This window comes from Bradyrhizobium sp. GW821-FHT12B03 (assembly GCF_058807535.1).
The window spans coordinates 340,016-352,520 of the sequence record NZ_JBXAQU010000005.1; the positions used below are offsets into that span (position 1 = coordinate 340,016).

A 12,505-nucleotide genomic window follows, 5' to 3' on the forward strand; every position below is an offset into this window, starting at 1 on the left:
CGTCTTACCCCAGCCGGCCCGCCGCATGCGCGAGCAGGGTATAGACCAGACCCGTCTCCGAGGTCAGGTGGCTGCGCAGCTCCTGCGGGCCGCGGCCGTCGCGGGCGACTTCGTCGAGCAGGCGTTCGAACTCGGCGACATAGCGGTCGACCGTGCCCTTGAAGTTGCGGTCGGCGCGGTACTTGCGGGCGACCTCATCGAAGGCCTTCTGGCCGGCGGGCGTGTAGAGGCGCTTGGTGAAGGCCTTGTTCTCGCCGCGCTGGTAGCGGTCCCACATCTCGGAGGCGAGGTTGCGGTCCATCAGCCGGCCGATGTCGAGCGACAGCGATTCCAGCGGATTGCCGCCACCCTGCGGCGCCTGCGGCTGCGGAGCCGGTGCAGCCTGGCGGCTGCGCGGGGCTTCACGTCCGGTCGGCGTGCCCTGATTGGCGTCGGTGCGGCTCAACAGGTCCGACAGCCAGCCGTCGCGGCCCTGGTCGTTGCTGGAAGGCGCGACCGGCGGCGCTTCGGTGCGGCGCGAGGGAGCCGGCATGCCGAGGTCCGGCGGCGGCAGCGTCGAGGCGCTGCCGGTGTCGCGCATGCGGGTCTCGGTGCCACGACCGCCGGCGGTCGCCAGCATCGGTTCTTCCTGGCGCTGGACGGCGACGGAAGCGCGGCCCGTCGTGGTGACGTCGAGGCCGCGGCCGTGCTGGGCCACGATGCGGTTGAGCTCGGCGAGGGCCTCGATCTGGTCGACGATCACCTTGCGCATCTGCGCAGTGCTCTCGGCGGCCTCCTGCGGCATCTCGAGCACGCCGCGGCGCAGCTCGTTGCGGGTGGCTTCGAGCTCGTTGTGCATCTCGAAGGCCATCTGCTTCATGCTGGAGACGAGGTTGGAGAACTTCTCGGTCGACTGCTTGAACATCGCATCCGCCTCGTCCGTGGTCTGGCGGTAGATGTCGTGCATGGCGTCGAGGGTCTGCCGGTGCTCCTCCTCGGACGCCGCGCGCACCGCCTCGAACTGGCGGGTGATCGCGGCGGAACCTGCGCCGGCGGTCTCGGCGACGACGCGGGCGATGTCGCGGGCACGCTCTTCGGCCGCGGCCAGCGACTCATCGAGCAGGCCGGTGAAGCGCGACAGGCGCTGGTCGAGATCGGCCGTGCGCAGGTCGATCGTGGTGACCAGCGATTCCAGCGCCTGCTTGCGTTCGGCGAGCGAGGCAGTGGTGTTCTTGTTGCTCTGCTCGACGACCTGGGCGGCCTCGACGAGCGCCTTGCCGTGCGCGTCGAACTGGGTCGACAGCTCGCCGAGATCCTGGAGCGCCCGCGTGGTCTTCGTGTTGAAGACGTTGAGCTGGTCTTCCAGGTTCTGGGTCGCAGCGCCGTTGCGCGAGGTGACGTCGTTCATCGCCGAGACGAAGTCGGCGACACGCGTCACCAGCGCCCGCTCGAGCGAGTTGAGGTTGTCGTGCGCACCGGTCAGCACCTCCTGGAGGAGGATGTTGCCTTCGCGCAGACGCTCGAACAGGGCGACCGTGTCGGTGCGCAGGATCTTGCTGGTCTCCTGCATCTCGGTGACGGCCGCGATCGAGACCTGGCGCGACTGGTCGATCGCCGCGCGCGAGGCCTGCTCGAGGTCCTTGAGCGACTTGTTGACGGCACCGGTGGCCATCTCGCTCGCCGCATTGATGGTGCGGGCGACTTCCGAGCCGTTGCCCATCATGGTCTGCGAGAACGCATGGCCGCGGGTCTCGATCGACTTCAGCGCGTCCGAGGTCACGCGGTCGATGTCGAGCGTGAGCTGGCTGGTCTTCGAGCCGATCGCATCCACGAGCGAGCCGCGCTTGGCGTCGATCATGTTCGCGAGCCGGTCGGACTGCTGCTGCACATAGGTGACGATCTCGTCGGTCTTGCCGGTCATGGCCTGGCCGAAGCTGCTGCTGGCGGCGAGCACCGAACGCTCGACGTCCGCCGAGCTCGACTTGACCCGCGAGCTCGCCTCGTTAGAGGCGTTGATCAGCGCATTCTGGGCGTTGAGCGCGCTGGTCTGGATGTCGTTGGCGGCATTGGTCGTGGCCGTGCTGAGCACGCGCTCGATCTCGGTCGAGATCGTGCGGATCTGGCTCGCGGCATCCGCCGAGGTCGAGGTCAGCGAGGTCTGTGCCTCACGCGCGCTGTTGAGGATGGTCGAGGCGGTGTCGGCGCCGACCGAGGTCAGCGTGCGCTCGATGTCCGCGGTCAGCGACTTGATCTGGCCTGCCGCATCCGTCGAAGCGGAGATCAGCGTGCCCTGGGCCTCGCGCACGCCGCTGGTGAGCGCCTCGATGGTGGCGCCGCCGGCGGTCGCCAGCGCGCGCTGCATCTCGGCCGCGAGCGAACGGACCTGGCTGGTCTGTTCGGCCGAGACCGTGAGCAGGGTGCTCTGGGCGTCGCGGGCGCTGGTCGTGATCGTCTCGGCGGTCGACTGGCCGACCTGCGAGAGCGAGCGATGCACTTCGGCCGCGAGCGACTTGACCTGGCTCGCCGCATCGGAGGACGCCGTGACGAGGGTGTTCTGGGCCTCGCGGGCGCCGCTCGTGATGGTCTCGGCCGTCGCGGTGCCGGCCATCGAGAGCGAACGCTGCACGTCCGAGGACAGCGCCTTGATCTGGTTGGCGGTCTCGCTCGAGGCCGCGATCAGCGCGCTCTGCGCATCGCGGGCGCCGGCGGTGATGGATTCCGCCGTGGTGGCGCCGGCCAGCGAGAGCGAGCGCTGCACGTCGGCGGTGAGCGTCTTGACGTGGATGGCCGCATCCGAGGACGCCGTGACGAGCGTGGTCTGCACCTCGCGGGCGCCGGCCAGGATCGAGGCTGCGGTCGCAGAACCGGCCGCCGACAGCGTGCGTTCGACGTCGGCCGCGAGCCCCTTGATCTGGTTGGAGGCATCGCCGGAGGCCGCGACCAGCGTCGACTGTGCTTCGCGGGCGCTGGTCAGGATCGAGTTCGCGGCACCAGTGCCGACCGCGGTCAGCGCGCGCTCGACCTCGGAGGAGGTCATCTTGAGCTGGGCGTTGACGTCGGAGGAGACCGTCATCAGCGACTGCTGGGCGGTGCGCGCCCCGGTCTGGATGGTCTCGCTGGTGTTGACGACGAGGTTGGTGAGCGAGCGCTCGGCGTCCTCGACATGCGAGCGGATCGCGGTCGAGATCATCTCGGCGCGGGACATCATGTCCTCGCTGGCCTGGCGGCCGCTGCTCTCGATGCGGCCGGCGACGGCCTCGACGCGCGAGCCGAGCAGGTCCTCGAACTGCGCCACGCGCACGTCGATGTCGCTGGCGACAGAGCCGACCTTGGTCTCGATGGCCTGCTGGATGTCCTGGAAGCGCGCCGTGACCGTGTCGGTCAGATGCGTGCTGCGGACGTCGATGATCTCGGTGACGCCGGTGATGCGGCGGTCGACCGCCTCGATCGCCTGCGCGGTGCCGTCGGTGAGGGTCGAGGTCAGCAGGGTGAGACGCGTGTCGATCGACTGCACGGCCTGCGAGGCGCCGTTGGTCAGCGCGCTGGTCAGGTAGGTGAGGCGACTGTCAACGGACTCGAGCGCCTGCGACGCGCCGCTGTTGAATGTCGTCGTGAGATGCGTCAGGCGCGTATCGATCGTCTGGATCGTCTGCGATGCGCCGTCGGTCAGCGTTGTGGTCAGGTTGATCAGGCGGGAGTCGATGGCCTCGAGTGCCTGCGATGCGCCGCCGGTCAGCGTCGTCGTGAGGTCGGTGAGACGGGAGTCGATGGCCTCGAGCGCCTGCGACGCACCGCCGGTGAGCGTCGTCGTGAGATGCGTCAGGCGCGTATCGACCGACTGGATCGCCTGCGCGGCACCGTCGGTCAGCGACGCGGAGAGCGTGTTCAGACGTGCGTCGATCGTTTCGGTCACGGACCTGGCGCGGGTGTCGAACGACTGTTCGAGCGCGCCGACGCGGCCGCCGAGCTGCGCGTCGAAGGTCTTGATGTGGCTTTCAATCGTGCTGTCGAGGCCGGCGATCTTGCCGTTCAGCGAGGCATCGAGATTGGTGACGCGTTCGCCGACCGTGGTCTCGAACTGCACCAGGCGCTGATCGAGCACGGCCGTGATCGCGCCGCCGTTCGAGGTGAAGCGGGTGTCGAAATTGTCGACATAGGTCTTCAGCGACTCATGGATGTCGTGGGTGCGCTGGCCCATGCGCTCGACGATCTCGCCGCCGAACGTCTTCACGGTGCGGTCGAACTCGGAGATGTGGCGGGTGATCAGCGCGCCCAGCGTGCCGGAATCGCGGGCGAACTTCTCGACCAGCTCGGTGCCCTGGTTCTTCACCAGTTCGTCGAAGGCGCTCATCTGGAGCGACAGCGAGTCGTGCGCGGTCTCGGTCTGGCTCACGACCTTGGCGACGAGGGTGTTGACGGTGGCGTCGAGCGCCTCGCTCGCCTTGTCGCCGCTCGTCATGATGTGGTTGGCGAGGCGGTTGCCGGCGTCGTCGATCTTGGCGGAGAGGTCGTTGGAGCGCAGCTCGAGCTCGAGCAGCAGGGAGTCCGACGAGTTCTTCAGGCTGTCATGCACCTGCTCGGTGCGCTCGGAGATGCCGTCGACGATCGCGGCGGAGCGCTGCTCGAACTCGCCGGTGATGCGGTCGATACGCTCGTTCAGCATCTCGTGGACGCGGTCGGCGAGGTCGACGAACTCGTCGTGGACGTGACCGGTCTTGAAGTTGAGGCTGGTGGTCAGCCGCTCGCTGGCGTCGAGCACGGCGCGCGTGGTCTCGTTGCTGGCTTCCTCGAGGCGGTCGAGCAGGTCGCCGCCGCGCTCGCCGAGCGCCAGGATCATGTTGTCGCCGGCATTGCTGAGCGCGCCGGTGATGTGGGCGCCGCGCTCTTCGAGCGCGCCGGTGATGGACTTGGCGACCTCGTCGACGCGCGATGCGATCGCATCCGAGATCAGCGCGATGTCGTGGCGCAAATCGATCTGCACGCCGGAGATGGCGCTGCGGACCTGCTCGGCCTGGCCGACCAAATTGTCGCGCTGATGCGCGATGTCCTGGAGCAGGGCGCGGATGCGCACTTCGTTGTCGGAATAGGCGCGTTCAAGCGCGGCGACCTCGTTGGCGACCAGCGTCTCGAGCTCGCCGGCGCGCGCGATGGCGCGCTCGATGCCGTCGCCCATCGCCGCGACCTCGCGGCGGATGGCCTGGCCGACGGTGACCATGGAATCGGAGGCCGAACCTTCCGGCTCGGAGAAGCGGATCGCGACCTGCGCCATCGCCTGCGCGATCATGCGCATTTCCTGGCCGCGCCAGACCAGGCTCGCCAGGAAGTAGAACAGCATGATGGGCGCGAAGAACATCGCGATCAGGCCGGCGATGACCAGCACGCCGCCGCTCTGGCCCATGGCGGCCTGGATCGAGGGCAGGAAGCCGACGGTCAGCGCGGCGCAGGCGGCGAGCCAGACGCCGGCGAAGATGGTGGCGAAGGTATAGACGCTGCGGGCCGGGCGGCCCTTCTGAAGCGCCTGGAGCAGCTGGCCGATGGTCTCGCGGTCGTCATTGGCGGCACGGCGCGAGGAACGCGGCTCCTCGATCGTATCGAACACGGTGGCGCGCTCGTTGGCGGCAGGGCGCGGCTCGAATGTCGGCTCGTCATAGATCGGGGGCGCCGGGGGGGCCACCGAAGGCGCCGTTTCGTTGCGCATCGAGGCGTTGCGGCTGGTGTCCGCAGCGGTGTCGCTGATGTTCAGGGCTTCCTGGATCGCAGAAAGCGCAACTTCTGTCGGGTCTTTGACCTTTTTCGGAGTGTTCGCCATGTTCAGTCCGAGCCCTCGTTACTGGTACGCGTCCCCCCGCGAGCCCCGCGCGCTACGCAAGCCCACAGACCGGATCATGCCGCTTGCGCGGATCTCCGAGCCGTCCCCACCCGGACGGCTTGTCCGCCAATTTCTGCAACATCCTATTGGCAGAGCGTCGCGAATGAAATGCCTGCGATTAAGACAATCTTAATCATCGTTAACAGGATCGCGCCGTAACGCCTTAGCAATAAATGCAATTCTCCACCGGACTCGCCAGATTGCGGCAACTTTTCGTCAATATGCGGGCGGAATTACGTAAAACGGCCCAAACATTTCGTTAACCATTTCCATGCTTGGGTGGGAGGAACCGCGCCGCCGAACCGGGCGGAACTGTCGCGCGATGCCGGGGCCTGCGCCATGACGCCTGAACTGCAACGGATGGAATGGATGCCCTCGCCCCCGCTTGCGCCCATCGACAGCCCGCTCGATCTCGACCACCTCTCCCGCATGACGCTCGGCGATGCCGAGCTGGAACAGGAAGTGCTCGCGATGTTTGCCGAGCAGGCGGTCCACCTGCTTGCCGCGATGACCGGTTTGCCGGCCGAGGCCGGCGCGCTCGCGCACAAGCTCAAGGGCTCGGCCCGCGGGATCGGCGCCTTTGCGGTAGCGGATGCCGCCGCTGAGCTGGAGACCGCGATCCGGACCGGCCACGACCGGTCCCACGCCTTCGCCGCGCTGAAGGAGGCCGTCGCCGAGGTCCGCGCCGCCATCGAGGCGATCCTGAAGCACTAGGCCGGCCCCCCGAAACGGCGGGTGCCTCTAGTCTTTTGTTTTGACGTATTTTCTGCACCCGAACCGGGATCCACGTCGCTCGAAAACGCTATGGCGCCGGGCTAACCGACCCGTTATAGGACAGCCCGGACCCTCCTTCATTCCCAACATCGCGGCAGCACGAGCACACATGGCCAAGATTCACTTTGTCGACCACAAGGGCGAAACCCGTACGGTGGAAATCGAGAACGGCGCAACCGTGATGGAAGCCGCCATCCGCAACAGCATTCCCGGCATCGAGGCCGAATGCGGCGGCGCCTGTGCCTGCGCGACCTGCCATGTCTATGTCGACGAAGCCTGGCGCGAGAAGGTCGGCAGCCCGACCCCGATGGAAGAGGACATGCTCGACTTCGGTTTCGACGTGCGCCCGAACTCGCGCCTGTCCTGCCAGATCAAGGTCTCCGACGAGCTCGACGGGCTGGTCGTGGCGACGCCGGAACGGCAGGCCTGATTCAATCGTCGCTCTGCGTCAGGTGGTCGGCGGTGCGACCTCGATGCCGCGCTTGTGCCAGGGTTTGAGCTTCTCGACGATCTCCGCGGTCAGCGGTGCCGGCCGCCGCGTCGCCTCATCGAGCATGACGCCGACCGACGTCGCCGAGGCGATGCATTTTCCCTGCGAGAACACGACCTGCTCGAAGGTCACCGACGTCCGTCCCAGTTTCACCACGCCGAGGCCGAGCTCGATCGTGTTCGGCCAGTGCAGCTCGGCGCGGAAATGGATGTCGAGCCGCACCATGATCCAGGCGAGGCCCGGCGGCGTAAGCCCGTAGTCCGGGCTCTTCATCAGCGTGACACGGCCGGTCTCGAAATAGGTGGCGTAGACCGCGTTGTTGACGTGCTGGTTGGGATCGAGATCGCCGAAGCGGACGTTGTCGCCGAGGCGGTAGGGGTAGTCCTCCAGGCGCGGCGTCGTATCGAGGCGGCTTGGTGCGTTCACCGATTGATCTCCGTCATATCCGTCCTCGTTACAGCCCAGTTATTTTGACCCGGCAAGTGGGCGCGGCTGCGGGGCGCTCCCGCTTTTATGCCTTCCCTGATCCATCCCCGTTGGCTAGACAGGCAGGGTCACCTCTGCCCGCCGGGCGCCGTCCCACCGATAACGATCGATAAAGAGACGACATGAGCGACGTGATCAAAACCGATGTGCTGATTATTGGCGCCGGCCCCTGCGGTCTGTTCGCCGCCTTCGAGCTCGGCCTTCTCGACATGAAGGCGCATTTCGTCGACATCCTCGACAAGGTCGGCGGCCAGTGCGCCGAGCTCTATCCGGAAAAGCCGATCTACGACATCCCCGGCATTCCGCAGGTTTCGGGGCAGGGGCTCACCGAGGCGCTGATGGAGCAGATCAAGCCGTTCCATCCGACCTTCCATCTCGGCGAGATGGTCGAGACGGTGGAGAAGATCGGCGATCCCGCATTTCGTTGCACCACCGATACCGGCAAGGTGTTCGAGTGCAAGGTGGTGGTGATCGCGGCTGGCGGCGGCTCGTTCCAGCCCAAGCGGCCGCCGGTGCCGGGCATCGAGGCCTATGAGGGCAGCTCGGTGCACTACGCCGTGCGCAAGATGGAGACGTTCCGCGACAAGAACGTGCTGATCGTCGGCGGCGGCGATTCCGCGCTCGACTGGACGCTCAATCTGCATCCGATAGCCAAGCGCATCACGCTTCTGCACCGTCGCGACGAGTTTCGCGCCGCCCCTCACAGCGTCGAGCAGATGCGTGCGCTGGTCGCGGGCGGCAAGATGGATCTCCGGCTCGGCCAGGTCACTGCACTCGCCGGCGCCGAGGGCAAGCTGACCGGTGCAACCATCAAGGGCAACGACAACACCGTCACCGAGATCGCCTGCGATACCATGCTGCCGTTCTTCGGGCTGACCATGAAGCTCGGTCCGGTCGCGAACTGGGGCATTGCGCTGGAGAACAATCTGGTGCCGGTCGAGACATCCGCGTTCGAGACCAACGTATCGGGCATCTTCGCCATCGGCGACATCAACACCTATCCCGGCAAGATCAAGCTGATCCTGTGCGGCTTCCACGAGGGCGCGCTGATGTCGCAAAAAGCACATCGCTACGTCTATCCGGAGAAGCGGCTCGTGTTCCAGTACACGACCTCGTCCTCCAGCCTGCAAAAGAAGCTCGGGGTCAACTGACCGCAAGCGAGCGGGAGGGCGATGCCCCATGTTTCTGGTGCTGGAACCGTTCGCGAAATCGCCGTAGTCTGCGGCCATTCCAGTCGTGGAATAGCAAGGTGATCATAATGCGGAATCTGTTTTCCGGCTTTCGGCTGCTCTCGCTGCTCGCGCTCGCGCTGTCGTTCGGCGCGGCGAGCCCGGCTGCGGCGCAAACCCCGGCGGCGACGCCGGCCCAGCCAACCGCTGCAGGGCTCTGGCAGAAGGTCGAGGACGGCAAGACGGTGGGATGGTTTCTCTTCATCGACCACAACGGCATCTTCGAGGGCGTGATCGCAAAGACCTTTCCGCGCCCCGGCGACGATCCGAACGAGGCCTGCACGAAATGCACTGACGATCGCAAGAACCAGCCGGTGCTCGGACTCTCCTTCATCCGCGACATGAAGCGCGACGGCTTGAAATATGACGGCGGCAACGTGGTCAATCCGCGCGACGGCAACATCTGGAAGGCCAAGATGACGGTGAGCCCTGATGGCCAGACCCTGACCATGCGCGGCTTTCTCGGCATTTCCCTGTTCGGCAAGGACGAGACCTGGACACGCCTGCCGGACACCAACATCGCCCAGGTCGATCCCGCCATCGTCGCCAAATATCTGCCCGCCCAGGCGGCCGCGACGGCGAAGCCTGCACCCGCGCCCGCGAAGAAGGGTGGCGCGATGATGGCGCCGGCGCCGAAGCAGTAGGTTTGCTGCCGCTTCACTTGCGGCCCGCATGCGCGAAGCGACATGCGGGACCACTTGTCCCGGATATCGCTGCGCTCGCCCGGGCTACGGAATCGTCAATACGTCCGCGCCTTCTTGCACGGCGCATAGAAGGTGCCGTTGCCGGTGACGACACGCTCGAGGCAATGCCGGGGATCGGTGACCTCGCCATCGACCTGGAAATAGTAGGCCTGCGTTCCCAGGCTCAGGATGTAATAACCCGGCGGGAGATCAAGCTCTGAATCGCCGGCATGAAGCTCGTACATTTCGGGTGTTCCTGAAATCGGCGACGCCCGGAACGGATAGGCGATGTTGCGGATGACCCCGAAATCGTCTCCGCCATTCGGTGTCTTGCCTGCAGCGTCGGTCGAATATTCCTTGGCGATTTTCGCCACGACCCGAACCTCGACGCGTTCGGGAATGGCCTTTGCGACATCGCGGCGAAACACGATGAACTTGACGCGGCCGTTGGACAGGCGAGGCCGATCGGGTTTCTTGAACGCCGCTGAAATCGCAATGCGCATGTCGGGCGCCATCACGCCGGCCGCATTCAGCTCTGCCAGCGACTTGTCGTCGATCAAGGCGTAGATGCCGTAATCGGTTGGCAGCACGCGCGTTGGGGCAGGCGCGGCGGGCGTCACCATCTCCGGCTTGGCGACCGTGATCGTCGTCTCCGGTTTGGGCGCGACCAGCGCGATCTCCGGGGGCTGGGACGAGATCAGCCGGCGCAGCGCGGCGATATGGTCTCGCTGCGAGATGAGAAGAACGACGGCGCTGGCGGCGAGCAGGATGACCGCCGTGCGCTTGATCACGGGCCAGAGCGGATATGAGATCACCGGCAGCTTGCTGCGGGATGCCCCGACCCCTGATCGCGGAACGTTGGCATCGCCGGACACCAGAAGGCCACCGGGCTCGGCCGTTGTCGACGAGGTGAGCTGGTGTTGCGGCAACCGTTCCAGCGGCGCCTGCTCACGCGAGAATTTTTCGACCTCGTCGATGGCGATCTCGAGCGCCCGCTTCATCTGGTCGATGTTTCTGGCGTCGGCGTAGGTGAACTGCTCCTGAAGCTTGTAGCGGGCAAGATCGTAGACCATCTGCCGCCTGGCTTCCGCGTCGTCCTTGATCGTCTCCAGCATGCGCGAAATCACGAGCGCAAACTGCACCTGGTTTGCGGGCAAATCGGTCGCATCCTGCTGGCCAGGGAGCAACTCTCTCGAATTCATAGCGCTGACGGTCCAATGCCTGTCACGCTGGCACCCGATTTCTCTAATCGAAACAGCTGGTTAAACGATGCGATAAGGTTCGCGGCAATGTTCGTACACGTCCCGGCGCGACAAGGAAAGCCTTCAAAATGGCCGCGGCGATCGCCGGCGCGGGAGCCTGCAGAAGCTGCGCGCAACACCTTGCGGCAGTAGTTGTCCGGAATGCGCGCTGGCGCTGGATTTGCATAGCTGTGGCAAAGCCGCTGGGGAGCGAGTCGCCGTCTTCACGCCTGCCGCCACCGTGCGGAAGGCGGACGGTGATGTTTGTCCCTCGCGGCGCTGATTGCGATCCGCGGAGACGACATGCGACTTGCAAGACTATGTGCGGCGGCGCTGCCGGGGCTGATGGCGCTGCTGGCGACCTCGGCGCTGGCGCGCGACGACGGCCGCTACGCCAACTCGCCGCTCAAGCCCTGGTTCGAAAGCCTGCAAAGCGAATACGGACAATGCTGCTCCGATGCCGACGGCTACGTGGTCGCCGATGTCGATTGGGAGTCCGACAAGGGGCGTTACCGCGTGCATCTCGACGACGAATGGGTGGTCGTGCCCGACGGCGCCGTGATCACCGTGCCGAACAAGATCGGCCGCACCATGGTCTGGAAGCACTATATCGACGGCCATCCGCGCGTGCGCTGCTTCATGCCGGGCAGCATGACGTAGCGGTCCGGCTCGTCATCGGGGGAAGAGGCGCATCCTCAATCGGTGAGGACGACGATTTTTCCGCCGGCCGCGTTGGCGTCCATGCAGCGGTGCGCCTCCGCGATCTCCGCGAGATGAAAGACCCGCCCGACCTGGACCCGAAGCGCGCCTGTTTCGATCTGCCGCACCAGTTCCTGCAACGGCGTCTGCATGAAGTCGTCAGGGCCTCCGGAGTAAACGGTGAGGTTGACGGCATTGGGGATGACGTCCATCGGGCTGAATTGATCGAACCACCATTTGTCTCCGACCATGCCCGTCATGCAGACGATGCCGTTCGCCCGCGCGCATTGCAGGGAGTCCGCCAGCGTTGTCGTGCCGATCAGCTCCAGCACCTTGTCGACGCCGCCTCCGCTTGCAGCCTTGACCGTCTCGGCGATCCGGCCGTCGTCGATGATGGCAAGGTCTGCCCCGGCGGAGCGCACCAGCTCCATGCGCGCGGGATTGCGCGTAGTGGAGATCACCTCGGCGCCGTGCATGCTCGCGATGGCCGCAGCCGCAAGGCCGACCGAGGTGGTTCCGCCCCGGATCAGGAGCCGCTCGCCGCGCTTGAGCTGCAAGGCGGTGAACAGCGAACCCCAGGCGGTCTGGAGCATCTCCGGCAAAGCTCCGAGCGTCTCCCACGACAGGTTGGTCTCGAGCACCTGGACCTGTGCGGCGGGCACGCAAACATAGTCCGCGTAGCCGCCGTCGAACTGCCGTCCCATGCCGCCCATGGCGGTTGCGACGATCTGCCCCTTGCGAAATCGGCCGCCCGGCGCTTCCTCGATGAGGCCGACCGCCTCGATGCCGAGCACGCGCGGAAAGCTCACGCCCGGCGACAGGCCGCGCCGGGTGAAGAGCTCGGACCGGTTGAGGCCGAAGGCCTTGACGCGAATGAGAACCTGATCCGGCGCAGGCGTCGGCACGGGCCAGCTCTCGATACGCAGCACCTCGGGGCCGCCGGCCTCGCGTATCACTGCTGCCTTCATCTGGGTCATGGCATGAGATCCTGTGGGTCTTGCCAACCGGCTTGCAGGAGAAGGCGTCAAGATTCAAGCTTCGGCGCAGGCTTCTGG

At 66.1% G+C, this 12,505-nt stretch carries 9 protein-coding genes; 5 read left to right on the plus strand and 4 right to left on the minus strand.

All coding sequences use genetic code 11. From position 1 onward, the window contains the following. Positions 1-4: 4 nt before the first annotated feature. Complete coding sequence (locus AC1RUR_RS13145) at positions 5-5,788, minus strand: apolipoprotein A-IV repeat region-like domain-containing protein (protein ID WP_492844527.1); 5,784 nt, start codon at positions 5,786-5,788, stop codon at positions 5-7. 429 nt (positions 5,789-6,217) lie between these two features. Here AC1RUR_RS13145 and AC1RUR_RS13150 point away from each other — a divergent pair, with 429 nt between their 5' ends. Next, the gene (locus tag AC1RUR_RS13150) at positions 6,218-6,562 is read left to right on the plus strand and encodes an Hpt domain-containing protein (RefSeq protein ID WP_492844529.1); all 345 of its coding nucleotides are present in this window, start codon (positions 6,218-6,220) and stop codon (positions 6,560-6,562) included. Positions 6,563-6,731: 169 nt separating this feature from the next. Beyond that, positions 6,732-7,052, plus strand: coding sequence for a 2Fe-2S iron-sulfur cluster-binding protein (locus tag AC1RUR_RS13155; protein WP_008143731.1), 321 nt, complete (start codon positions 6,732-6,734; stop codon positions 7,050-7,052). An 18-nt stretch (positions 7,053-7,070) separates the two neighbouring features. On the opposite strand, the gene AC1RUR_RS13160 is transcribed toward AC1RUR_RS13155, so the two are convergent. Next, entirely contained in the window at positions 7,071-7,538 is a 468-nt protein-coding gene (locus tag AC1RUR_RS13160) for an acyl-CoA thioesterase (RefSeq protein WP_492844532.1), read from the minus strand. Between the two features lie 182 nt (positions 7,539-7,720). Here AC1RUR_RS13160 and AC1RUR_RS13165 point away from each other — a divergent pair, with 182 nt between their 5' ends. Both AC1RUR_RS13165 and AC1RUR_RS13170 read left to right on the plus strand, forming a co-directional pair. Beyond that, positions 7,721-8,749 carry an NAD(P)/FAD-dependent oxidoreductase gene (locus tag AC1RUR_RS13165; protein WP_492844534.1) on the plus strand — a complete coding sequence of 343 codons (1,029 nt, stop codon included), beginning with the start codon at positions 7,721-7,723 and terminating at the stop codon, positions 8,747-8,749. Positions 8,750-8,856: 107 nt separating this feature from the next. Next, the gene (locus tag AC1RUR_RS13170; RefSeq protein WP_492844536.1) at positions 8,857-9,471 is read left to right on the plus strand and encodes a DUF2147 domain-containing protein; all 615 of its coding nucleotides are present in this window, start codon (positions 8,857-8,859) and stop codon (positions 9,469-9,471) included. A gap of 95 nt (positions 9,472-9,566) precedes the next feature. On the opposite strand, the gene AC1RUR_RS13175 is transcribed toward AC1RUR_RS13170, so the two are convergent. After that, on the minus strand, positions 9,567-10,667 hold the full coding sequence (locus tag AC1RUR_RS13175; RefSeq protein WP_492844539.1) for a hypothetical protein: 1,101 nt from the start codon (positions 10,665-10,667) through the stop codon (positions 9,567-9,569). A 387-nt stretch (positions 10,668-11,054) separates the two neighbouring features. Here AC1RUR_RS13175 and AC1RUR_RS13180 point away from each other — a divergent pair, with 387 nt between their 5' ends. Continuing rightward, the gene (locus AC1RUR_RS13180) at positions 11,055-11,411 is read left to right on the plus strand and encodes a hypothetical protein (RefSeq protein WP_492844541.1); all 357 of its coding nucleotides are present in this window, start codon (positions 11,055-11,057) and stop codon (positions 11,409-11,411) included. 35 nt (positions 11,412-11,446) lie between these two features. On the opposite strand, the gene AC1RUR_RS13185 is transcribed toward AC1RUR_RS13180, so the two are convergent. Continuing rightward, positions 11,447-12,427 carry a zinc-binding alcohol dehydrogenase family protein gene (locus AC1RUR_RS13185; protein ID WP_492844543.1) on the minus strand — a complete coding sequence of 327 codons (981 nt, stop codon included), beginning with the start codon at positions 12,425-12,427 and terminating at the stop codon, positions 11,447-11,449. Between the last annotated feature and the right edge of the window lie 78 nt (positions 12,428-12,505).